Origin of the sequence: Leucobacter sp. BZR 635, from assembly GCF_048061935.2 — a bacterium.
Lineage (GTDB): Bacteria > Actinomycetota > Actinomycetes > Actinomycetales > Microbacteriaceae > Leucobacter.
Map to the genome: position 1 here is coordinate 135,483 of NZ_JBLUNZ020000004.1, position 22,438 is coordinate 157,920.

The following is a 22,438-nucleotide window of genomic DNA, read 5'->3' on the forward strand; positions in this document are numbered from 1 at the left end:
TATTGAATTGGCCGAGTGAAAGGCGGGCACAGTGACCTACGTGATTGCTCTTCCGTGTGTGGACCTGAAAGACCGCGCCTGTGTGGATGAGTGCCCCGTTGACTGCATCTACGAGGGCGACCGGATGCTCTACATCCACCCCGACGAATGCGTCGATTGTGGTGCGTGCGAGCCGGTGTGCCCGGTCGAGGCCATCTACTACGAAGACGACCTCCCCGGTGAGTGGTCTGAGTACTACAAGGCAAATGTCGAGTTCTTCGACGAGATCGGTTCGCCGGGCGGGGCAGCGAAAGTCGGCGTCTACGATTTCGACCACCCGGTTGTGGCTGTCTTGCCGCCGCAGGAGCACTAACTCACCCCGACCCGCGGGGCACCATGTGCGGCGAGACACGCCAGAGCATACCCCGCCTCAATCGCCGAATTTTGTTTGATGTCGAAGTACTTTCTGTCAGAAAGCGGCATGATTGAGCCAATTGGTTCGTGAACTCCCGGTTTGCGGGTAAGGTGAAAATGATCGCTGCCCACACCCTTGGGGCGTGCTCGAACGGACCTCACAAGGAGATGACGTGACTGAAACACCTTCGGCTCAGGCAACCGCCAAGCTGAGCTTCCCCGGAGGATCCGCTGAGTTCCCAATCATTCCTTCGGTTGATGGGCCCGACGCGATCGACCTGAGCTCGCTGACCAAGCAGAGTGGCTACACCGCGCTCGACTACGGGTTTGTGAACACGGCCTCGACGAAATCCGAGATTACCTACATCGATGGCGAAGAGGGCATCCTCCGCTACCGCGGGTATCCCATCGACGAGCTCGCACAGGCCTCAACCTTCCTCGAGGTCGCATACCTGCTCATCTACGGCGTGCTGCCGAGTGCTGACGAGCTTGCGAGCTTCGACAACGAGATTCGCCGCCACACGCTGCTCCACGAGGACATGCGCTACTACTTCGAGGGCGTGCCGCACACGGCGCACCCCATGGCAGTGCTTTCGGGCGGTCTGCAGACGATGTCGACCTACTACGAAGACTCGCTCGACACTGCGGAGCCCGAGTTCGTTGAGGTCAACACGATCCGCCTGCTCGCGAAGCTTCCCGTGCTCGCGGCATACGCGCACAAGAAGTCGATCGGCCAGGCCTTCCTGTATCCCGATAACAACCTCAGCTTCGTCGAGAACTTCCTCCGACTGAACTTTGGCAATAAGGCCGAGAAGTATGAGATGAACCCGGTGCTCGTCGATGCGCTCGACAAGCTGCTCATTCTCCACGCAGACCACGAGCAGAACGCGTCGACTTCGACCGTGCGCCTCGTCGGTTCGACCGGCGCGAACATGTTCTCGTCGATCTCGGCAGGCATCAACGCGCTCTCTGGCCCGCTGCACGGCGGCGCGAACGAGGCTGTGCTCGACATGCTCGCGCAGATCCGCGACTCCGGGCAGAGCGTCGAGACCTTCGTCGAGAAGGTGAAGAAGAAGGAAGACGGCGTGAAGCTCATGGGCTTCGGTCACCGCGTCTACAAGAACTACGACCCCCGCGCACGCATCGTCAAGGACAGCGCCGCGAAGGTGCTCGAGGAGCTCGGCGTCAACGATCCCCTCCTCGCGCTCGCGCAGGAGCTCGAGCAGATCGCGCTTGAGGACGACTACTTCAAGGAGCGCAAGCTCTACCCGAACGTCGACTTCTACACCGGGGTGATTTACAAGGCGATGGGCTTCCCCACGCGCATGTTCACCGTGCTCTTCGCGATCGGCCGGCTCCCCGGCTGGATCGCCCAGTGGCGCGAGGCGCGCATCGACCCGCAGACCAAGATCGGCCGCCCGCAGCAGCTCTACTTGGGCTCGCCGGAGCGCCACCTCGACCGCTAACGCCTGGGTGCTCACGCAGAGAACCTCGGCCCCGTGATGCGTAGCTGCGCACCGCGGGGCCGCTTCTTTGCGGCTTCTTCGCGATCGAGGGTGTGCCCCGAGAGCCTCCCGCCCCCAATATCCTTTCTGCCCCGATTAATTCAGACCGACTCCTGCGAGGGCCGGAAACGGGTCGGAATAGATAACACGGGGGCTTGGAGATTTTCGCGGGGCGTCGCGATTGACGTGCGGCGACATATTCGGCTGGTGCGCGCGGGCGATGCTGCCGCGGGCGCTTCGCGCCCTTGCCGTTGACCCCGGTGGGCCCGGGCTGAGCATATTTCGAAGCTCCCACGGTCGGACAGGACCCGCGGACACCGGGGCCATTCAGGAGATGCTCACTGTATTGGCGCACGACGGGGCAACTGCTGAGCGTTCAGGCCTGCACGCTCACAGGTGAGGAGTCTCTCGTGTCGAGGCCTTCGCTAGTCAGCAGGCCAGATGAGTTGGTGCAGCGGGACCCACTGCGTCTTTGTAGTTTGTTCGCACTGCGCGGCAGCCTCGGGCGCGCACGCGGGCCCGCCGGAGACAGTTATCGGAATCGGAAGAAACAGCGCGCCAACGACGAGCGCGAGAATTCCGAGCGAGAGGACGAGCCTTCTGATGGGGTTCCGCCTCGGGTGCGTTCGCATCTGGCCTCCTCGCGTCGCCGGGGCCGCAGCGATCGTTGCTGTGGTGGGATGGATCGATCATTCTATGCGACTAAGCGGCTAAATATGACTCGTCATTGCATATATAGTTCAAAGGATTACCGTGAGCCCGCTTCACCTGGGATAATAGACGTGAACGACCAAACATGCGAGGAGGCGTCATGGCGGCAATGAAACCCAGGACCGGAGACGGGCCTATGGAAGCGGTTCGCGAGAGCCGCGTTATCGTGGTGCGTGTTCCCTTGGAAGGCGGTGGCCGGCTGGTGGTGTCAGTCAATGACGAGGAGGCCGCCGAGCTTCGAGATGTGCTCGCGGGTGTACTCGGAGGCTAGAGCCGAACGCTAGTGAGAAAATGAGGGCCCCTCGGGGCCCTCATTTTTGTTTGTGAGGAAAGCTTGCTGCGGGGAGCGGGCGCGGACACGATCCTCCGCTAACCGGTGCATCGCACCGCGGCCCTCCCCGGGCGTCGGAGCCCGGTTAGCCGTCGAGACGAACGACGGTGAGCAGCCCGTCACCCGTCGGCGCGAGCGACGAAGCAATCGCAGTCGACTCTGCGACGACCGCGAGAAGATCGCGGAGCGCCTGGGTCGATTCATCGCGGGCCGCAGGATCGGGAACTCGGCCATGCCCGAGCGCGCTTGGCACGACAATCGCGCCGCCCGGGCGGACAATACCGAGTGCGTGCTCGAAATACTCGAGCAGCTGAGACTGGTCGGCGTCCAGCAGCACGATGTCGTACGCGGCCAGGTTGAGCCTGGGCATGACGTGTCTGGCGTCGCCCTCGACGAGCCTGGCGCGCGATGCGGGGATGCCAGCCTCGGAGAAGAGGCCTCGCGCCTCGCGCAGGTGCTCGGGCTCGATCTCAATCGAGGTGAGGATCGCGTCGGGCCGGTGGCGCAGCAGCGACAGTCCGCTCACGCCAACTCCGGTGCCGATCTCGCAGATGGCGCGCGCTCCTGAGAGCACGGAGAGGGCAGAGAGCTCGGCGGAGACGGCTCGCGACACAGGCTCGATACCGAGCTCGAGCGACACTCGACGCGCCCGTACGAGCGCGTCTGTCTCGGTCGGGTACTGTTCGGTGTACTGCCAGTTGCGTTCGAGCTTGCTCACGTTCCCTCTTGTCCTCAGTCGTTGCGCCGCCTTTAGGATAGAGCCGTTGGCCGGGTTTTGCCCCTTGGCTCGCCGTGACCGCGCGGGTTCTGGCTGTGAGCTCGCTCGAAGGCTCCGCCACAGGGGGCCGCGAGTCGAGATTCACGGCTGCGACTCGGTACGATGAATGGATGGACGGGCTGTCATTCGGGAAGATCATCATCATTTTGGTGATCGCGATGTTTGTGATCGGTCCGAGCAAGCTCCCGGAATACACGAAAAAGCTCAGCGATTTCGTGCGCTCGATTAAGCGTGCTGCCGACGGTGCGAAGGATCGTCTCAAAGACGAGATGGGCCCTGAGTTCGACGACGTCGACTGGAAGCAGCTCGACCCGCGGCAGTACGATCCGCGGCGGATCATTCGCGACGCCCTCGTTGAAGACGAGGCTGAAGCCCAGCAGGCGCAGCGGCAGCAGCGTCTCGACGAGCTGGCAGCGGCAAGGCGTGCCCGCCAGGGCGTTGCAGAAGACGGCACCATTTCGGTGCGCTTCGACGACGAGGCGACCTAGCCCGCCGTTTTCGCCGCTCTCCCGCCCCTATTTTTCTATTCCGAGCCTTGTACGGGCCGCAGAAGGCTCATGCAGGAGCATTCGGGGCGGAATGGTTGCGGGTAGCCGGGCGGTCTGCTTGCGGGTGCCGGGCGGCGCAGCTCCGCGCCTCCCCGTAGGCTTCGCTCGCCGCTCGCCGCTCGCCGCTCGCCGCTCGCCGCTCAACCGCACCGAGTTTTCTATTCCGTCCCTAATGCGCGCTGCAGAAGGATCAGTGAGGAAAACTCGGGGCGCGAAGGACGACGCGACGCCCCCCGAACACGCGCGAAGCGTTCGTAGCGACCTAAGCCCGTGGGGTGACACCGAGGGACTTCCCGGCGAGCCCGCGGCCCGCAGCCGCGATCGCGGCCGCGACCTGGATGATCACGGCGGCCGCCGGATCCTCAGGGCGTGTCAGCACCGCGGGGGAGCCGCTATCGCCGCCCTCCCTGAACTCCGGGCTGAGCGGAACACTCCCGAGCAGCTTCACAGGCTGCTGCCCCGCAGCGCTTTCCGACGTGTTCAACCTGTCGACGACGGCCGCGCCTCCGCCGGTGCCGAAGAGCTCGAGCACCGTGCCGTCGGGCTGCGCGAGCCCCGACATGTTCTCGATGACGCCGATCACCCGCTGCCCGGTCTGGCGTGCGACGAGTGCGCTGCGCACGGCAACGTCGGCGGCCGCCTCCTGCGGAGTTGTGATGACGAGCACCTCTGCCTGTGGGAGCAGCTGCCCGACGCTGATCGCGACGTCGCCCGTGCCCGGTGGCAGATCGAGCAGCAGCACGTCGAGGTCGCCGAACCAGACGTCGCGCAGAAACTGTTCGATGGTGCGGTGCAACATGGGTCCGCGCCATGAGACAGCGGTGGATCGCGGATCGGCGTCACCCAGGAACATACCGATCGAGATGACCTTCACCCCGTGTGCTTCGGGCGGGATGATCATTTCGCCGACTCTGGTGGGCTGCTCGGTGACGCCGTCTCTGCTGAGACCGAGGATGCCGGGGATCGAGAACCCGAACACGTCCGCGTCGATGAGCCCGACTGAGAGCCCTTGCTGCGCGAGCGCGACGGCGAGCGACGCGGTGAGCGAGGACTTGCCGACGCCACCCTTGCCGCTCGTGACCGCGATAACGCGGGTGAGTGAATCGGGCCCGAACTGCACGGGCCGGGCGGGCCCGCGCACCGTCTCGACGAATGCCTGGCGCTCGGCAGGGTTCATGACGCTGACATCGACGCGCGCCTCGGTGATGCCGGGGGTGCCGAGGGTCGCCTCGGTGACCTCGCGCTCGATGCGCTGGGCGGCGGGGCAGCCAGCGATGGTGAGCTTCAGCGGCACATCGGCGACGCCATCGGCGTCGACCCGCAGCTCGCCCACCATGCCGAGCTCGGTGATGGGGCGGTGGATCTCAGGATCGTTCACCCGCGAGAGCGCACCCCAGAGGCGCTCGGCTGCCTCGCTTCGGCTGTGCTCAGTCATGATCCGGATCCTTCCCCTGCGTCTGCTCTGTGCTCGATGGTCTGTTTCGCGGCGGTTGTTGAGCGTCACGAGCGTCACGAGCGTCACGAGCGTCATGAGCGTCATGAGCCTCATGCGCGTCTTGCGCGTCGAGCTCTGCGAGCAGCGACCGCAGCTCTTGCCGGAGGAACTCGCGGTCTGGCAGATCCTTCAGCGCGAGCCTGAGCGCGACGACCTCGCGGGCGAGGAACTCGGTGTCGGCGAGGTTGCGTTCTGCTTGCTTGCGATCCTGCTCGATCTGCACACGGTCGCGGTCATCCTGCCGGTTCTGCGCGAGGAGGATCATGGGCGCGGCATATGACGCCTGCAGCGAGAGGATCAGCGTGAGCGCTGTGAATCCCAGCGCGGGGGAGTCGAATCGGAGGTGCTTCGGCCCGAACGTGTTCCAGATCAGCCAGAGCACGCAGAAGAGGGTGAGGGCGAGCAGGAACCACGGGGTTCCCATGCCGCGCGCGATGCCCTCTGTCCAGCGCCCGAATCGCTCGTTGCCGTCTACACGGCTCCCGGCGGGTCCGCGGGAGGTGCGGCCCGCGAGCGGAGCTCCGAAATCTTGCCGGCGGTTGAATCGGTTCATGCGCGATCCTCCGCGTCATCGGCGTGGCGCCAGTCGTCTGGGAGGAGATGGTCAAGCACGTCGTCGACCGTAACGACGCCGACGAGGCGCTGCTGCGTATCGACGACCGGCAGCGCGACGAGATCGTAGCTTGCGAGCCTGCGCGACACCTCGGCGGCGCTTGCCGTGACCGGCACCGCCTCGATCTCGGTGTCGAGCAGCGCGCTCAGCCGCTCGTGCGGCGGGAAGCGCAGCATGCGCTGGAAGTGCACCATGCCGAGGTACTCACCGGTTGGCGTCTCGTAGGGCGGGTGCGTGACGTAGACGGCGCTCGCCATCGCGGGCGGAACCTCTGCGCGGCGGATCATCGCGAGCCCCTCGGCAACGCTCGACTCTGCGGCGAGCACGATCGGAGTCGGGCTCATCAGTCCTCCGGCGGTGTCGTGCTCGTATTCGAGCAGACGCCGGACGTCCTCGGCTTCTTCGGGCTCCATGAGGTCGAGGAGTTCCTCGCCGCGGGCTGCTGGGAGTGCGGAGATGAGGTCGGCGGCGTCGTCGGGTTCCATGCGGTCGAGGACGTCGGCGGTGCGGTCGGCGGGGAGGAAGGCGAGGATCGCGATCTGGTCGGTCTCGCTCATCTCCTCGAGCGCGTCAGCGACCCGGTCATCCGCGAGCTCGTCGAGCACGGGGGCCATGCGAGTCTGCGGTAGCTCGAGCAGCGTCGTCGCGAGGTCGGCGGGCTTCAGGTCAACGAGGGTCTGCACGAGCAGCTCTGCGGACTGCGGGCCGCCGTCTTCGCTGGGCCGAGCGATGTCTGACCACTTCACGGTGCGCGCGGGGCCGCGGCCAAAACCTGATCCGGTCTTCGGGGTGCGCACGAAGAGTTCGGAGACCACCCATTCGCCGGTGCGCGTGCGCTCAATCGCGGCGTCCTCGACGGTGGCGCTCACGGGGGTGACGCTGACGGGGGCGGCGGGGAGAGCGGAAGCGGCGCGGGGCGCCGGGTGCGGCGCGGGGGCCCTGCCGTCGGGTCGGAGCTCGACGCGCATGCCGATCATCTCGGCGATCATGCGGGTCTCGCCGCGGCGCTGCTCAAAGCGGCGGATGTTGATAAGACCGGTCGTGATGACCTGGCCCGAAGCGATCGACGTCACCCTGCTGATCGGCACGAAGACGCGGCGCTTGCCGGGGATCTCCACGATGAGCCCGACGACGCGCGGGGCAGCGCTTGCCCGGTACACGACGAGGACATCACGAACTTTGCCGATCTGATCTCCTACGGGATCGAACACGCCTCGACCGGCAAGGCGGCCGACAAAGACCCGCGAACTGCTCACCCCTCTACGGTACCGCGCGCCGGTGCGTCGCGGCTGGAGATGGCGTGCGACGCGCCGGTGACAGGAGCCCAGGGGATCGAGTCCGGGGAGGCCGGATGCTCGCGGCCGGGAGGCCGATGCGAGCAAGTTGTGCAAATCCGGGCATCTTTGGAGTCGCTGTGAAAGAATCAACACATGAGCACCCCCGGTTTCCCCAATTCGCGATCGCCGATCCAGCCCGAGATCCCCAAGGGCGAAGTCGTCTCGACCTACGACCGCTACGAAGACGCGAAGCACGCCGTCGACGTGCTCGCGCGCAGCGGCTTCCCCGTGCAGCGGGTGTCGATCCTCGGCAACGATCTGCGCAGCGTCGAGCGGGTCACCGGCCGGCTCAGCTACGGCAAGATCGCCTGGATGGGGGCGCTCTCGGGCGCATACCTCGGCCTCTTCCTGGGCCTGCTGCTCTTTATCTTCCAGCCCGACAACGCTGGTATCGGCGGGGTCTTCCTCTCGGCGATCGTCATCGGTGCCGGTTTCGGCATGCTCTTTGGGCTGCTCTCGTACGCAATGAACCGCAACCGCCGCGACTTCTCATCGGTGATGCAGATGGTCGCAACCCGTTACGACCTCGTGACGGAGCCCGAGCTGCTGCACGAGGCCAGGCGGGTGCTGACGAGCGGCACGCCGCAGGAGTAGCCCGCGGCTTGCGGCCTGCCCCTTCGGGCCGCGGATCAGTTCAGCACGATGATGCCGAGGTTCAGCGTCGCAGCGAATACGAGCCACAGCAGGTAGAGCACCATGATTGCGCTCGCACTTCGTGACCAGCGCGCAGACATCCACGCGAGCGCCACGACCGTGAAGATGAGCGCGGTGATGATCACCAGCGCGAGCGTCCACGCGATCTCGCCGAACATGGGATACCCAGCGAAGAACATCGGCGTCCATGCGGCGTTGAGCGCGAGTTGAACGCCGAAGACCGTGAGCGTGCCACGGGCGGCGTTCGGGGATCCACCGCGATACCCCGCACGCCAAATCAGGAACCCCGCGAGCGCGATGAGGGCGTAGAGCACCGTCCAGACTGGGGCAAAGACCGTATTCGGCGGGTCCCACGGGACCTTCGTCACTGTCGAGTACCAGCCGTCAACATTTGACGATGACGCGAGGGCCCCGAACACTGAAATCGCCGCGACTCCGACGAGCAGCAGTGCCGCGATCGAGAGCTGTCGGGGCACCGACGGGCGTTGTGTGGTCATTGGCAAAACCTCCGTACGTTGTGAACTCCTCCGGGGACGCGGAGAGGATCCGCACCCCTGGCGCTCAAGCTATTCTTCGGGGCGCTGCTGCTTCTCGGTGAACGCGGCGACCGTGCCGAACGCGATGCCGCAGACTGCCCCTACGATCCAGTTTTGGGCGAGCAACCCGAACGGGATCGCACCCATGAGCGCCACAAAGAACCCAGTTATCCAATGGGGTGTGCGTCTTTGGCTCATAGCAAACACCGTAGCTCGCAAGCGTGAACAGCGGGTGAGAATACGGCGACAAGGTGCGTCGTTACTAGCGAAGGTGCGCGCCTAGCCGCTCGCGGGCAGCCGCCCCCGGATCCTCACCGCCCGTGCACCCTCACTACCCCTGCACCCTCACCACCCCTATTAATCCAGACCGACTCTTGCGATGGCCGAAAACGGGTCGGAATGGATTAATCGGGGGTTTTAGGGTGTGCGGGCGGGGCCTTCGCGGGAGCGCGTACCGCGCAAGGTCGCAGCGCGGCAGCGCCGCAAGGTCGCAGCGCGGCAGCGCCGCAAGGTCGCAGCGCGGCAGCACCGCAAGGCCGCAGCGCGGCAGTGCCGCAAGGCCGCAGCGCCTCGACGCATCGCACGGCGCACAGCGAAAAGGGGCGCGGACCAGGAGTGCAACTCCCAGCCCGCGCCCCTCCTCGCGAGTAGTCGCTACGCCTTGCGCGCGCCCTGCACCCACGCCTCGACATCGTCCGCGGTGCGCGGGATGTTCGCCGAGAGGTTCACGCAGCCGTCCTCGGTGACAACAATGTCGTCCTCGATGCGGATGCCGATGCCGCGGAACTCAGCGGGGACCGTGAGGTCGTCGGGCTGGAAGTACAGGCCGGGCTCGATCGTGAAGACCATGCCGGGCTCGAGTACGCCGTCCATGTACATGTCGCGCCGGGCCTGCGCGCAGTCGTGCACGTCGAGGCCGAGGTGGTGGCTCGTGCCGTGCACCATGTAGCGGCGGTGGTACGGCGTGCCGTCGGCCTCGGGAAGGAAGCCCCATTCGCGGGTGACGCGCTCGATGACGGCCATGGCCGCGTCGTGCACGTCGCCGAAACGGATGCCAGGCTTCACGATCGCGCGGGCCGCGTCTGCGGCCTCAAGCACTGCCTCGTAAGCGAGCCGCTGGTGCTCGCTAAAGGTGCCCGAGATCGGGATCGTGCGGGTAATGTCCGCGGTGTACAGGCTGTCGAGCTCGACGCCCGCGTCGAGGAGCAGCAGGTCGCCATCCTTCACGGGGCCGTCGTTGCGGATCCAGTGCAGCGTGCACGCGTGCGCGCCGGCTGCCGCGATGGTCTCGTAGCCGACCTCGTTACCGTCGAGGCGCGCTCGGTGGTTGAAGACGCCCTCCACGACGCGCTCACCGCGCGGGTGCGCGCTTGCCTCGCCGAGGGCGGCAAGCACCTCGTTGAAGCCGCGCTGCGTCGCGTCAACCGCGTCCTGCATCTCAGTGAGCTCGTACGCATCCTTCACGAGGCGCAGCTCGGAAGCGGCGCGCGCAAACTCTGCATCGTCGAGGGTGACGTCGCCGTCCTGCGAGGCGAATTCTGCGAGATCCTTCGTCGCGACACCGAGCAGCGCCGAGACCTGCTCGAGTGACGGGCGCGGCCCGATCCAGAACTCACCGATCTCGGGGTTCGCGAAGAACTCGTCCGAATCGCGGCCAGCGCGCTCACGGAAGAACAGCGTCGTCTCGCCGGAGGCGTCGATCACGAGGATCGCGCCGGGCTCCGACTCCGAACCCCAGCCGGTGAGGTGCGCGAACGCGCTGTGCGGGCGGTACGGGTAGAACGTGTCGTTCGAGCGCTGCTTGAGCGCACCAGCGGCAACGACCAGGCGCTTGCCCGGGAACTGCGCGGCGAGGGCCTTGCGCCGATCCGCCGCGAACTTCGCGACAGCCAGCTCGGCGGGGAGCTCGTCGACCCGGTCAGCCCAGCTCGATGAGATGTACTTCAGGAAGGTGTCCGACTGCGGAGTGGTGCTCCGGTTCGAGTTGTCGATTTCAGCCTCGTGGGTTGCATTCGCGTTTTCCGTCATTGCTCTATCCTCCCACTGCTCGCTGAGTTTCGGGGACAGTGGTCAGCCACCGGGCGTACGGTGGAGTTATGGGCGGGGGATCCTCGCCCGGTTCGTCACCGAAGGAGTTCAGCCATGGCACAGTACGACGTCTCAGATCGTTCAGCGATTGTCACCGGGGCAGGATCAGGGATCGGCCGCGCCGTCGCGCTGCTGCTCGCGCGCAACGGGGCGAGCGTCATCGTCCAAGACATCAATGCCGACGCGGCTGGGGCTGTCGTGAGCGAGATCGAAGCCGCCGGGGGAGTAGCTGCCGCGGTTGCCGGCGACGCGAGCTCGACGGAGATTATCGACGAGACGATCCGCGCGGCCGCAGCGCTCGGCCCGGTGAAGATCGCGGTGAACAACGCCGGCATCGGCGGCGCGGTCGGCACGACGGCGGCATACAGCGACGAGGATTGGCAGCGCGTCATCGACCTCAACCTCACGGCCGTATTCCGCGGCGTGCGCGCGCAGTCTGCGCAGATGCTCGCGAACGGAGGCGGGGCGATTGTGAACGTCGCATCGATACTCGGCAGCGTGGGAAGCGCCGGATCGCCTGCGTACGTCGCGAGTAAGCACGCGGTTGTCGGGCTCACGAAGACCGCTGCACTGGAAACCGCAACGCACGGTGTGCGCGTCAACGCCGTCGGCCCCGGCTACATCGACACTCCGCTGCTCGGGCAGGCTTCCCCCGAGGCGCGCGAGGCCCTCATCGCGAAGCATCCGATGGGGCGGCTGGGGAAGGCCGAAGAGGTCGCTGAGCTCATTGCGTTCCTTGTCAGTGACGCCGCTTCGTTCGTCACCGGCAGCTACCACCTCGTCGACGGCGGCTACACGGCTCCGTAAGCAGCCATAGACTGAGGGAATGACAGGGCTGCCGGGCTACGACCTTCACACCCACTCCGTGCACTCGGATGGCACCACGAGGCCGAGCGAGATCGCCGCTGAGGCTGCCGCGCTCGGTCTCGCGGGCTTCGCACTCACCGACCACGACACCGTCGACGGTTGGGCAGAGGCACGCGAGGCCGCGCACGCGCACGGCATCGACTTTGTGCCCGGTATCGAGCTCACCACGATGCACAACTGGAAGTCGCGCCACTTGCTCGGCTACGGCATCGATCCCGAAGCCTCCGAGCTGATGGCCGCGCTCGTGCGCGTGCGCGAGGCGAGGTTCGATCGCGCACGCCACATGGTGGATCTCCTCGCCGTCGACTACGACATTACCTGGGAGTCGGTCGTCGGAGAGTCCGCGACGATCTCGGTGGGGCGGCCGCACATCGCCGATGCGCTCGTCGTCGGCGGGTACTTTGCGGATCGCAGCGCGGCCTTCGCCGAAGTGCTGCACCCACGCTCGCCCTACTACGCGCCGACGTACGCGCTCGACACGTTCGACGCGATCGGGCTCGTGCGCGCCGCCGGGGGAGTCGCCGTGCTCGCGCACCCGGTGGCCGAGCGTCAGAGCACGCCGACGCCGCCCGAATCGGTGCGGGAGTTTGCCCGCGCGGGACTCGTCGGAATCGAGCTTGAGCACCCGGAGAACCGGGCAGACTGGCTGCCGCCGCTGCGCGCCGTTGCCGCAGAGCTGGGGCTGCTCGTGACGGGATCAAGCGACTACCACGGTGCGGGCAAGCCGAACCGGCTCGGCGAACACACCACTCCGCAGGCAACGGTAGAGCTGCTGCGCGCGGGCGTCGCGACGCCCCGCTAGCCCGGGCCGGGGCCGGCGCCAGGCGTAAACGGCTCTGGCCGATCACGCGGCAGGGTTCCAGCGTGTGGAACTGCCAGCGTGATCGGCCAGAGTCGGTGGATCAGGTGCCGGACCCGCAGGTCACGGCACTGCGCCGAGGCTACGCCGCGGGAGAGTCTGCTGCCGGAACGGCCGAAGCCTCGCCCGAGCCGCCCTCGGCCGCGCCAGCAGCTGCTGCACCGCGACCGCGGCCGCCACGACGGCGGCGACGGCGGGGAGCCGCCTCCCCGTCAGGGCCGGTGGTCGGCGCGGGTGCGCCGGGCTCGCTGCCGCCGTCAGCGTCGTGGCCGTGCTGCTCGTGGCCGTGCGACTCGTGCCGGCCCTGACCCTGCGGGTTTGCGCTGCGCGTGCGGCGGCGGATGCGGCTCGCGCCACCCTCGCCGCTGCCAGCCTCTGAGCGCGATCCTCCGTCAGTGCGTGATCCACCCTCTGCGCGCGAGCCCGATCCCGAGCGCCCACCCGAGGTGCGGCTGCGGTTGCGATCGCCACCGCGTTCGCCCGAGCGCTCGCCACGAGGAGCAGCGTCTTTCACGGGAGTCGCCTTCAGACGGCCCTTGGTGCCCTCGGGGATGTTCAGGTCGGTGAACAGGTGCGGCGACGACGAGTAGGTCTCGGTCGGCTCCGGGATCCCGAACTCGAGCGCCTTGTTGATGAGCGCCCACTTGTGCATGTCGTCCCAGTCGACGAAGGTCACGGCGATGCCGGTGCGGCCAGCGCGGCCGGTGCGGCCGACGCGGTGCAGGTACGCCTTCTCATCGTCGGGCACGGTGTGGTTGATCACGTGGGTGACATCGTCGACGTCGATGCCGCGCGCGGCAACCTCGGTCGCGATGAGCACGTCCTTCTTGCCGGTCTTGAACGACGCCATGGCGCGCTCGCGCTGATCCTGGTTGAGGTCGCCGTGCACCGCCGCAGCCTCGTAGCCGCGGTCGGTGAGCTCCTCCTGCAAGCGGGCTGCCGCGCGCTTGGTGCGCATGAAGATAACGGTCTTGCCGCGGCCCTCAGCCTGGAGGATGCGGCCGATGACCTCATCCTTGTCGAGCGAGTGCGCGCGGTAGATGATGTGCTCGATGTTTGCCTGCGCCTGGCCCTCGTCGGGGTCGGTTGCGCGGATGTGGATCGGGTTCGTCATGAAGCGACGCGCGAGCGACACGATGATGCCCGGCATGGTTGCCGAGAAGAGCATGGTGTGGCGGCCGGCGGGGGTCTGCGAGAACAGCTTCTCGATGTCGGCGAGGAAGCCGAGATCGAGCATCTTGTCTGCCTCGTCGAGCACCATCTCACGGACGTTGCCGAGGTTGAGGACGCGCTGGCTGGCGAGGTCGAGGAGACGTCCCGGGGTGCCGACAACGATCTGCGCGCCTGCCTTCAGCTGCTCGATCTGGCCCTCGTACGCCTTACCGCCGTAGATCGGCACGACGGTTGCCGCGCGTCCCTTCGCGGCGAGCTCGAGGTCTTCGAAGACCTGCATTGCGAGCTCGCGCGTGGGTACGACGACGAGCGCCTGCACGCCTGGCTCCGGGTTCGCGCCGACGCGCTGCAAGAGCGGAAGGCCAAAACCGAAGGTCTTGCCGGTGCCGGTCTTTGCCTGGCCGATGATGTCCTGGCCGGTGAGGGCGAGGGGGATTGTCTGTTCCTGAATGGGGAATGCTTCGGTGATGCCCTTTTCGGCGAGCTGATCAACCATGTCTTGGTCGATACCGAGTTCTGCAAATGTGGTCACGCCTGGTCCTGTTCTGTGTTCGATTGTGCATTGCTGCGCGGTGTACAGGGCGCAGCCTCCGCCGCTCCAACGGCGACGAAGAAAAATACGTGTCCTGCCAGTCTATGCGGGCAGAGCAACAACTGCGTGATTCCGGCTGTGTTTCCACTATGTGGCTGGGTATTCCCGCGTTGCCGGTTCGCGGCGGTAAGCTAAGCATCGTGTTCGACTGGATCCGTAGACTGCGCAAGAAACAAGCGCCGTCAAAAGCGTCGCTGTCCCACGCGAGTGATTCGGAGACCGAGCGCGTCGACCTCGCCGAGTTCGCCCCCGGCATCATGCCGTTCCTCGGCCTCACCGCATACCTGCAGCTCGAACTGTACGAAGCAGCGACCCGCGGTGTCTCAGGCGCAGCAACGCTCGAGGCGAAAGAGACGCTCGCCCGCGTCGCAGGCGAAACTCTCTCGAAGCAGCAGCGGCTCGCAGACGAGATCCGCCGCCGCGGTGCCGAACCACACGAGGTCATGCGCCCCTTCACGAAGGTCATCAACGACTACGTGGAGCGCATCGAAACCGAGGACTGGCACCAGCACGTGCTCTCGCTCTACCTCGTCGGCGGCCTCTTCGACGACTTCTTCGCGAGCCTCGCGACCGGGCTCAAAGACTCCTACCGCACCGACGTCATCGCCGTGCTCAAGGGCGGCGAGGGCCGGGCAGCCCTGAAGGGGCTGCTCGAGCAGGCCCTCGAAGACGATCCGAAGCTCTCCAGCTGGCTCGCCCTCTGGGGCCGCAGACTCGTCGGTGACACGCTGCTCGTGTCGCGCGCCGTGCTGAACCTCAGCGAGAAGCGCGAGTTCGTCGAGAGCGAGGTCGAACCCGTGTTCACCGAGCTCATCGCCGACCACATCCGCCGCATGGACGGTCTCGGCCTCACCGCCTAACGATGGTGTCGCCCGTGAATCTCCTTCCCGCGCCGCCACACTGCCGCTACTTCGAGGCCGGGCTGTGCCGATCGTGCACGTTCATCGAGACGCCGATCCAGACCCAGCTCGACGAGAAGCAGCAGCGCTGCGCCGACCTGCTGCCGCAGGTGCCGAGCGATGCCTGGCTTGCGCCTGTCGGAGGCGGCGTCGCGGGCTTCCGCAACCGCGCGAAGCTCGCCGTGGGCGGCGTCGCTGGCGCGGTGACGCTCGGGATCCTCGACCGCGGAGGCATAGGCATCGACCTCACTGACTGCCTCATCCACGAGCCCGAGATCCAGCGCGTGATCCCGCTGCTTGCCGCCTTCACCAACGACCTCGGCATCGCACCGTACTCCGTGCCGAAGCGCGCAGGCGAACTCAAGTACATTCACGTCACCGTGAGCCCCGCAGGGGAACTCATGGTGCGTTTCGTCGTGCGCAGCGAGGGCGGGCTCGGCGCGATCCGCCGCCGCGTCGACGAGCTACGCGAGCTGCTGCCGCAGGCCACCGTCATCTCCGTGAACCTGCTGCCCGAGCATAAGGCCGTGCTCGAAGGCGAGCGCGAGGAACCACTCGTGGGCTCCGCACTCGCGATGGAACTCGGCGACGGCCTCGAGCCCGTGACGCTGTACCTGCGCCCGCAGAGCTTCTTCCAGACGAACACCCGGGTCGCGCTCGCGCTCTACGAGCAGGCCGCTGCGTGGGTCGACGGCGTGGATCCCGCGTCGCTGTGGGACCTCTACTGCGGGGTCGGCGGGTTCGCGCTGTTCACGGCGCGCTCTGGGCCCGTGGGCTCTGGCTCTGGCGGCGTCGTGCGTGACGTGCTCGGCGTCGAGCTCAGTGAGCAGGCGATCCGCTCGGCCGAGCGCAGCGCGGAGGAGGCTGGCATCGCCGCGCGGTTCCTCGCGGGTGACGCCACCGAGTTCGCGCTCGCCGCAGCGCCCGCGGAACTCCCGGAGCTCGTCGTGGTTAACCCGCCCAGGCGCGGCATTGGCGAGGCGCTCGCGGACTGGATCGAAGGATCCGCGATCCCACACGTCATCTACTCGAGCTGCAACCCGGAGAGCCTCGCACGCGACCTCGCGCGGATGCCGTCGCTCAGGGTGCGGTCTGCGCGACTGTTCGACATGTTCCCGCACACGGGGCACCTCGAGGTCGCGGTGCTGCTCGAGCGCGCCTGAGTGGGCGCCGCCTTGGCATCCTCCCTGCCCCGAATTATCTAGTCCGACTCTTACGTGGGCCGCACACGGGGCGGAATGGATTACACGGGGGTCCGTGGGGTAGCAGCAGGGTGGTGCTGCCGCGGGCGCTTCGCACCCTTGCCGTGAGGCGGGTGGGCCCGGGTTGAGCGCGTTCCGCAGCTCCCACTGACGGACACATGCCGCGGCGGAGGGAGCCACCGGGAGCTCCCGCCGTGGGACCCACGTCGCAGGTCCTTGGGCGTTGTGTGCGTGGTGATGAGCTCACGAAAGCACCCCCTTCCTGCAGAAGCACCCGATTTCTACGCGTAGAAAGGGGATGCTTCTGCAGGAAGGGGGTGTTCCGGCGGGATCCGGAAGTTACGCGGCCTTAAACTCCGGCGTTCCCCAGCTGCCGGGCGTCTCAAACGGCGCCCACTCGAGGTCAACGCTGTCAGACCCCACATCAGCAACGCAGCTCAGCAGTGAGAGCGTCGGGTAGCCGAGCGGCCGGTTGTCGCGCACGATCGCGCGATCGTCAGTCGTGCCGACCTCGGTCGTGCGGGCGAGCAAGCCGAGCCACTGCGCACGCCACTCGGCCTCAGGAGCACCGGCGAGCGCCTGGAACTCTGGCAGCCAGCGCGCGATCCGCTCCGAGCGCGGGTCGTCGACGTCGTGGTGGGCGAGCATGTGCACGCCGGGGGAGAGCTCCTCGCGGCGCAGCGCGATCCCGTCCCAGGAGGACACGGTGGCGCGGGATCCCACGACCTCGACGAGGGAGAACGGGGCAGAAGTCGGCGGATCCGCAAGCTCGCCGCCCGCAACCGACTCGAGTACAAGAGTGCCGCGCGAGGTGAAACCACCGGCGGGCTCCGCCATCTCGGCGGCCCGGTTCACGACGACCGAGAGCCGGCCCGCCGCGGGCGCAAATGCGAGCCACGCGCCGTTCGCGCGACGGTCGCGCACCCCGAGCGTTCCCGGGTGCGACTCGGGCCACCACTCACCGGGCGGATCCCAGGGGCGTGAAGGATCCTCGTCCCGCACCGCGAGCACGCGGGTCGGAGTGGACTCGTCAGCGGGAACCTCAATCACAACCGTGCACATGGGTTCGAGTGTATCGCCGGTCGGCGAGCGCCGGGGAAGCCCGCAGGGAGGGTGCCGAAACTCGTCGTGAGTGCGAAGATGGGGGCGTGAATATTGTGCTCGGAGTGAGCGGCGGAATCGCCGCGTATAAAGCTGTCGCCCTCGCCCGCCTCCTCGTCGAGGCCGGCCACGAGGTGCACATCGTGCCCACCGCCGACGCGCTGCGCTTCGTGGGGCAGCCGACCTGGGAAGCGATCAGCCGCCACCCGGTGACGACCTCGGTGCACGACGACGTCCCCGAGGTACGGCACGTCGCCCTTGGCCAGAACGCCGACCTTGTGATCGTCGCCCCGGCGACCGCGAACACCCTCGCCCGGATGACGGCGGGCCTCGCCGACGACCTGCTCGGCACGACGCTGCTCTCGACGAAGGCACCCGTGCTCGTCGCCCCGGCGATGCACACTGAGATGTGGCAGCACCCGGCGACGCAGGACAACGTGGCGATCCTCCGCGCGCGCGGCGTCGCGTTCGTGGGCCCCGAGAGCGGGCGGCTCACGGGCGACGACTCGGGGCCCGGGCGTATGAGTGAGCCGGCTGACATCTTTGCGCGGGTGCAGGACATGCTTGCGGGGGTTGGATCGCCGCCCGCACCGAGCGACGAAGCTCACGGGGCGGGGGATCCGGATGCCGCGGGCGTCGATGATTCCGCGCGCGAGTGGGCGGCGCAGGTTCCCGCCGCTGCCGCGCCGCTCTCGGGCGGGCCGTTGCTTGGCTCCGCGGGGAGCGCGGCAGCCGAGATTGACCGGGACGCGCGCGCCCAGGGGGATCTCGCGGGCGTGCGGGTGCTTGTGACCGCGGGCGGTACCCGGGAGCCGATCGATCCAGTCCGCTATCTCGGCAACCGATCGAGCGGGCGGCAGGGTGTTGCGGTCGCGGCCGCCGCTGCGGATCGTGGCGCCGAGGTCGTGCTGCTCGCGGCAAACATCGATGGCACGGTGCTTGCGGATGTGGCGGGGGATCCTGCGATCCGCATCGTGCCCGTCGGCACGACCGCTGAGCTCGACACGACCGCGCACGCGGCGGCCAAGGGCGCGCGTGTGGTGATCATGGCGGCTGCCGTCGCCGATTACCGAGTTGCCGATGTCGCGGACGAGAAGATGCGCAAGGAAGACTCTCCGGGAGATGCCCCCACGCTCACCCTCATCGAGAACCCCGACATTCTCGTGAGCCTCGTGCGCGAGCGGAGCGACGAGCAGGTGATCGTCGGGTTTGCGGCCGAAACCGTCGACAGCGAAGACGAGCTGCTTGAGCGCGGACGCCGCAAGCTCGCGCGCAAGGGGGTCGACCTGCTCGCGGTGAACGCCGTCGGCTGGACGCACGGCTTCGAGGCTGACGACAACGAGGTGCGCGTGCTCGACATGGACGGCGACGTGGTCGCTGCGGTCGCCGGGACGAAGCGGGAGGTCGCGGACGCGCTGCTCGACGCCGTGAGCGACGAACTCGACGCGGGTGGGCTTGAGGAGATGGAGAGCGCGCTCGTCGAGTAGCGCTGCGGGCTGTGCTTGCGGGCCAGTGCCCGCGGCCTGTGCCTGCCGGCTCGCCAAACGACGAAGTCCTGGTCAGTTTGCGCCAACCGGGACCACGTGTACCGCGTGCCCCTGGCGCAAACTGACCAGGACTTGAAGCGTTGCCGGTGCGGCGAAGTGTGAGCGCCGCGGCGAAGCGTTAGTTGACGAAGCCGACCCGGCGCGAGGTGTCGCTGCCGAGCTCGACGTAGGTGATCGCCTCGCGGTTCACGAGGAACTTGCGGCCCTTGCTGTCTGCGATCGAGACGATCCCGGTCGGCTCTGCCTGGATGAGTGCGCTGAGCTCGTCGGCCGTAGCGTCGGTCTCAAACGAGAGTTCGCGCGCCGACTGGTTGATGCCGATCCGTACTTCCACAGCTGCCTCCTGGACAATTCGTGTTCGGTCGCGGCATACACCGCAACCCTTCCTGCTTCGAGTGTATGGGGCTTGACGTGGCGCTCGCCCTGAAACGAGAGCACGTTCGCCGTCAGCGCAGCCCCAGGAGCGGCGCGGTTCCGGGCGCGGGGTCGCCCGGAACCGGCACACGTCGCTACTTCGCGGGCGTGAGCGTGAGCGTGTCCTTCGTCACCGCGTCGACCGCCTCGGGCGTGAACGCCCACGGGTACTGCTCGCCGACCGCCCAGCCCTTCACCTGATCCGTGTAGTTCTTGTGGAAGGCGTGGCCGCTCTGGCCCGTGAGGTTCTGCCAGGTCGACGCGTCCCAGTCTGCGACGTCGATGACCATGCGCATTGACGGCACGGTCGAGGTTTCGTAGCCCTCGCCGAGCGCCCAGCCTGTCGCGTTCACGACGCCTGATCCGCCCGGGGTGTCGTACGGGCCGCGGTTGAACAGCGCCTCGATGGGCGCGATCCCGCTCTCGCCGAAGGATCCGTGCGTGAGGGTGATCGCGTGGAGCTTCCCCCAGTTCCACTTCTCGGGGTTCTTGCCCTGCAGCTCGGTGAGCTCTGCGAGCGCATCCTCGGCGGCGTCCATGAGCAGATCCTCCTGCGAGGCGCTGCCGCCGGCGGTCCACCAGGCGGCGTCGGGGTTGTCGAGCTGCAGCGCGAACATTCGGGCAAAGCGGGACTGGTCGTCGCGCGGGATCTCGCCTTCGCGGCCCGAGACGAGCCGCTCCGTGACGTGCTCCCAGAGCACGTTCGCGAATGCCGCGGGAGCAGAGTCCATCGCGTTCTGGCCGTCCCACGAGGCGAGCAGGTCGAGGGCGGTCTGCAGCTGCGGATCCTCCGCTGACACCGACGCGTACGCACGCTGGAGCGCGGACGCCGCTGGCATCTGGTTATCCATGTGGATCTCGGCCATGTCTTCCGCGGTCACTGGACCCGCGGCGATCTTCTCCTCAAGTAGCTCGACGATGCGGTCGGCGCGGTAGCCGTAGTCCCAGTCGCGGCTGAGGAAGTAGGGGTAGTCGTCATTCACGATCGCGTTGTTCGCGGTGACGATGTAGCCGGCCTTCGGGTTGTATGACCACGGCTGCTCCTCGAACGGGATGAAGCCCTTCCAGTCGTACTGGCTGCTCCAGCCCGGGGTCGGCAGGAAGCCCTGCTGGCCGGCCGCGCGGATCGGGAGCTTGCCCGGGGCCTGGTAACCGATGTTGCCCTCGGGGTCTGCGTAGATGAGGTTCTGCCCCGGCACGTCGAACTTGCTCGCGGCCTCGCGGAAGTCGGTGAAGTTCTCCGCCCGGTTAAGCATGAAGATTGCCTCGGGGGTGGATCCCGCGTCGAGCGCCGTCCAGCGCAGCGAGAGCGCCGCCTCGGAGTAGGGCATGATGCCGCCCATGTCGCCGGGGCCGACGGGGAGGATCTTGCCCTCGGGTGTCTCAGCGCGCGGTGACTCGGCGATCTCGGTGAATTCGCCGGTAAGCCCGGAGACGATGGGGCCGTGCCCGGTCTCGCGCACGGTGATCGTCGTGTCCTCGCCGCCGGCGACCTTAATGGTCTCCTCACGGGTCTTCATGTCGTGCCAGGCGTTGTCGTACCAGTACCGGTCGCCCTCGACGCTCTCGACGAAGAGGTCGGCGACGTCGGTGGTGAGGTTCGTGAAGCCCCAGGCGATGTCTTGGTTATGGCCGATGACGATGCCGGGAAGGCCCGAGAAGCTGAAGCCCGCGACGTCGAAGGGGCACGCGTCGGAGACGGTCGAGCAGCGCAGCTGCATCTGGGTCCAGACCGAGGGGAGCGCGGCGCCGAGGTGCGGATCGTTCGCGAGCAGCGGCTTGCCGGTGTCGGTGTATTCGCCGGAGACGACCCACGAGTTGGATCCGATCCCCTCACCCTGGCCCGACACGAGCGTGTCGACCTTGCCTAGTAGCTCCTCGAGTGGCGTGAGGTTCAGCGACTCGATGAGCTGCGCGAAGCTCTCCTCGACGAAGGCCGCACCCTGCTCGAGCTTGCCGGTCGCGACGACCCGGTAGCCCGCGGGGTCGTCGGCGAGGATCACGGGGTGCTCGTCGAACGGGTAGCCCGGGTAGAGCTCTGCGAGCTCGTCGGCGTCAAGGAACTGCGCCTGCAGTGCCCGCGCCGTTTCGTCTTCGATGTTCGTGCGGAGATCCCACGCCATTGCCTTGAGCCAGGCGATCGAGTCGACCGGATCCCACGGCTCGGGCTCGTACCCCGGGTTCTGGAGGCCGAGCACAGCGTATTCGAGCGACAGCTTGCCGCCCGTGTGGTCTGCCAGATACTCGTTCACGCCGGCCGCATACGCCTCGTAGTATGCGCGGGCCTCGTCGCTCATGTTCGCGTATTCCTGTTCGGCAATACGATGCCACCCGAGTGTTCTGAGGAACGAGTCGGTGCCGACCTGTGATTCGCCGAAGAGCTCCGACAGGCGAGCGCTCGTGAGGTGACGGCGGAAGTCCATCTCCCAGAAGCGATCCTGCGCGTGCACGTAGCCCTGGGAGAAGAACAGGTCGTCGCTCGTGTCGGCGGTGATGGTGGCAATTCCGCGTTCGTCGCGCTGCACAGTGACCTCTCCCGTGAGGCCGGCCGCGGTGACGCTTCCCGAGGTGGTGGGGAAGGATCGCTGCACCGTCCACACGCCGAGACCGGCAGCGACGAGTGTCACGAGCACGAGGCTCGCGAGGATCCAACCGACGACGCGCAGGCCGCGGCGTTTCTTCTTCGCCGGTCCGGCCTCCGGAGTCATGCTGAGCGCGTCAGTGGCCTGAGTCATCTGTTCCTCCACTCTGAGGGCCGTGCCAAATCACGGAACCAACTTTGAGTATGCCACACG

Annotated in this window: 22 protein-coding genes; 10 read left to right on the top strand and 12 right to left on the bottom strand. The window is 67.1% G+C overall.

The window, feature by feature from the left end; genetic code table 11:
- The first annotated feature begins 31 nt into the window (after nucleotides 1–31).
- Together fdxA and ACI1US_RS00845 are read left to right on the top strand one after the other, a co-directional pair.
- Nucleotides 32–352 (top strand): ferredoxin, encoded by a 321-nt coding sequence (gene fdxA / locus ACI1US_RS00840; RefSeq protein WP_461637362.1) that lies wholly within the window; start codon nucleotides 32–34, stop codon nucleotides 350–352.
- Between the two features lie 214 nt (nucleotides 353–566).
- Entirely contained in the window at nucleotides 567–1,859 is a 1,293-nt protein-coding gene (locus ACI1US_RS00845) for a citrate synthase (RefSeq protein WP_461637364.1), read from the top strand.
- Between the two features lie 464 nt (nucleotides 1,860–2,323).
- On the opposite strand, the gene ACI1US_RS00850 is transcribed toward ACI1US_RS00845, so the two are convergent.
- Nucleotides 2,324–2,530, bottom strand: coding sequence for a hypothetical protein (locus ACI1US_RS00850; RefSeq protein ID WP_461637366.1), 207 nt, complete (start codon nucleotides 2,528–2,530; stop codon nucleotides 2,324–2,326).
- A gap of 179 nt (nucleotides 2,531–2,709) precedes the next feature.
- Here ACI1US_RS00850 and ACI1US_RS00855 point away from each other — a divergent pair, with 179 nt between their 5' ends.
- Nucleotides 2,710–2,880: a DUF3117 domain-containing protein gene (locus ACI1US_RS00855; RefSeq protein ID WP_084766644.1), complete on the top strand. Its 171-nt coding sequence runs from the start codon at nucleotides 2,710–2,712 to the stop codon at nucleotides 2,878–2,880.
- Nucleotides 2,881–3,025: 145 nt separating this feature from the next.
- Here the strand turns inward: ACI1US_RS00855 and ACI1US_RS00860 are convergent, their stop codons facing one another.
- Nucleotides 3,026–3,658 (bottom strand): O-methyltransferase, encoded by a 633-nt coding sequence (locus ACI1US_RS00860; protein WP_461637368.1) that lies wholly within the window; start codon nucleotides 3,656–3,658, stop codon nucleotides 3,026–3,028.
- 170 nt (nucleotides 3,659–3,828) lie between these two features.
- Between ACI1US_RS00860 and ACI1US_RS00865 the strand changes: the two genes are divergently transcribed.
- Nucleotides 3,829–4,206 carry a twin-arginine translocase TatA/TatE family subunit gene (locus ACI1US_RS00865; RefSeq protein WP_461637370.1) on the top strand — a complete coding sequence of 126 codons (378 nt, stop codon included), beginning with the start codon at nucleotides 3,829–3,831 and terminating at the stop codon, nucleotides 4,204–4,206.
- A 322-nt stretch (nucleotides 4,207–4,528) separates the two neighbouring features.
- On the opposite strand, the gene ACI1US_RS00870 is transcribed toward ACI1US_RS00865, so the two are convergent.
- The 3 genes from ACI1US_RS00870 to ACI1US_RS00880 are packed head-to-tail and all read right to left on the bottom strand — an operon-like array spanning nucleotide 4,529 to nucleotide 7,630.
- Nucleotides 4,529–5,701 carry an Mrp/NBP35 family ATP-binding protein gene (locus ACI1US_RS00870; RefSeq protein ID WP_461637372.1) on the bottom strand — a complete coding sequence of 391 codons (1,173 nt, stop codon included), beginning with the start codon at nucleotides 5,699–5,701 and terminating at the stop codon, nucleotides 4,529–4,531.
- The gene (locus ACI1US_RS00875; protein ID WP_461637374.1) at nucleotides 5,694–6,314 is read right to left on the bottom strand and encodes a DUF1003 domain-containing protein; all 621 of its coding nucleotides are present in this window, start codon (nucleotides 6,312–6,314) and stop codon (nucleotides 5,694–5,696) included. The genes ACI1US_RS00870 and ACI1US_RS00875 overlap by 8 nt, the downstream gene beginning before the upstream one ends.
- On the bottom strand, nucleotides 6,311–7,630 hold the full coding sequence (locus tag ACI1US_RS00880; RefSeq protein ID WP_461637376.1) for a magnesium transporter MgtE N-terminal domain-containing protein: 1,320 nt from the start codon (nucleotides 7,628–7,630) through the stop codon (nucleotides 6,311–6,313). The genes ACI1US_RS00875 and ACI1US_RS00880 overlap by 4 nt, the downstream gene beginning before the upstream one ends.
- Before the next feature lie 174 nt (nucleotides 7,631–7,804).
- Between ACI1US_RS00880 and ACI1US_RS00885 the strand changes: the two genes are divergently transcribed.
- The gene (locus ACI1US_RS00885) at nucleotides 7,805–8,305 is read left to right on the top strand and encodes a YflT domain-containing protein (RefSeq protein ID WP_461637378.1); all 501 of its coding nucleotides are present in this window, start codon (nucleotides 7,805–7,807) and stop codon (nucleotides 8,303–8,305) included.
- Nucleotides 8,306–8,340: 35 nt separating this feature from the next.
- Here ACI1US_RS00885 and ACI1US_RS00890 read toward each other — a convergent pair whose 3' ends face one another.
- From ACI1US_RS00890 to ACI1US_RS00900, 3 genes are all read right to left on the bottom strand, one after another.
- Nucleotides 8,341–8,862: a TspO/MBR family protein gene (locus ACI1US_RS00890; RefSeq protein WP_461637380.1), complete on the bottom strand. Its 522-nt coding sequence runs from the start codon at nucleotides 8,860–8,862 to the stop codon at nucleotides 8,341–8,343.
- Nucleotides 8,863–8,931: 69 nt separating this feature from the next.
- Complete coding sequence (locus ACI1US_RS00895; protein WP_461637382.1) at nucleotides 8,932–9,099, bottom strand: hypothetical protein; 168 nt, start codon at nucleotides 9,097–9,099, stop codon at nucleotides 8,932–8,934.
- 456 nt (nucleotides 9,100–9,555) lie between these two features.
- A complete protein-coding gene (locus ACI1US_RS00900) occupies nucleotides 9,556–10,929 on the bottom strand; it encodes an aminopeptidase P family protein (protein ID WP_416549730.1) in 1,374 nt (457 codons plus the stop codon).
- A gap of 114 nt (nucleotides 10,930–11,043) precedes the next feature.
- On the opposite strand from ACI1US_RS00900, the gene ACI1US_RS00905 reads away from it, so the two are divergent.
- Together ACI1US_RS00905 and ACI1US_RS00910 are read left to right on the top strand one after the other, a co-directional pair.
- Complete coding sequence (locus ACI1US_RS00905) at nucleotides 11,044–11,796, top strand: SDR family NAD(P)-dependent oxidoreductase (protein ID WP_461637384.1); 753 nt, start codon at nucleotides 11,044–11,046, stop codon at nucleotides 11,794–11,796.
- A gap of 19 nt (nucleotides 11,797–11,815) precedes the next feature.
- A complete protein-coding gene (locus ACI1US_RS00910) occupies nucleotides 11,816–12,658 on the top strand; it encodes a PHP domain-containing protein (RefSeq protein ID WP_461637386.1) in 843 nt (280 codons plus the stop codon).
- Between the two features lie 139 nt (nucleotides 12,659–12,797).
- Here ACI1US_RS00910 and ACI1US_RS00915 read toward each other — a convergent pair whose 3' ends face one another.
- Nucleotides 12,798–14,384, bottom strand: a complete 1,587-nt coding sequence (locus ACI1US_RS00915) for a DEAD/DEAH box helicase (RefSeq protein ID WP_416549729.1) — start codon at nucleotides 14,382–14,384, stop codon at nucleotides 12,798–12,800.
- A 236-nt stretch (nucleotides 14,385–14,620) separates the two neighbouring features.
- Between ACI1US_RS00915 and ACI1US_RS00920 the strand changes: the two genes are divergently transcribed.
- Nucleotides 14,621–15,340 carry a ferritin-like fold-containing protein gene (locus tag ACI1US_RS00920; protein WP_416549727.1) on the top strand — a complete coding sequence of 240 codons (720 nt, stop codon included), beginning with the start codon at nucleotides 14,621–14,623 and terminating at the stop codon, nucleotides 15,338–15,340.
- Nucleotides 15,341–15,342: 2 nt separating this feature from the next.
- Nucleotides 15,343–16,542 carry a methyltransferase domain-containing protein gene (locus tag ACI1US_RS00925; RefSeq protein WP_416549726.1) on the top strand — a complete coding sequence of 400 codons (1,200 nt, stop codon included), beginning with the start codon at nucleotides 15,343–15,345 and terminating at the stop codon, nucleotides 16,540–16,542.
- 378 nt (nucleotides 16,543–16,920) lie between these two features.
- Here ACI1US_RS00925 and ACI1US_RS00930 read toward each other — a convergent pair whose 3' ends face one another.
- Nucleotides 16,921–17,643: an NRDE family protein gene (locus tag ACI1US_RS00930; protein ID WP_461637389.1), complete on the bottom strand. Its 723-nt coding sequence runs from the start codon at nucleotides 17,641–17,643 to the stop codon at nucleotides 16,921–16,923.
- An 86-nt stretch (nucleotides 17,644–17,729) separates the two neighbouring features.
- Between ACI1US_RS00930 and ACI1US_RS00935 the strand changes: the two genes are divergently transcribed.
- Entirely contained in the window at nucleotides 17,730–19,169 is a 1,440-nt protein-coding gene (locus ACI1US_RS00935) for a bifunctional phosphopantothenoylcysteine decarboxylase/phosphopantothenate synthase (protein WP_461637391.1), read from the top strand.
- Nucleotides 19,170–19,347: 178 nt separating this feature from the next.
- Here the strand turns inward: ACI1US_RS00935 and ACI1US_RS00940 are convergent, their stop codons facing one another.
- Together ACI1US_RS00940 and ACI1US_RS00945 are read right to left on the bottom strand one after the other, a co-directional pair.
- Nucleotides 19,348–19,563, bottom strand: a complete 216-nt coding sequence (locus ACI1US_RS00940; protein ID WP_461637393.1) for a DUF3107 domain-containing protein — start codon at nucleotides 19,561–19,563, stop codon at nucleotides 19,348–19,350.
- A gap of 175 nt (nucleotides 19,564–19,738) precedes the next feature.
- Nucleotides 19,739–22,378, bottom strand: coding sequence for a penicillin acylase family protein (locus ACI1US_RS00945; protein WP_461637395.1), 2,640 nt, complete (start codon nucleotides 22,376–22,378; stop codon nucleotides 19,739–19,741).
- Between the last annotated feature and the right edge of the window lie 60 nt (nucleotides 22,379–22,438).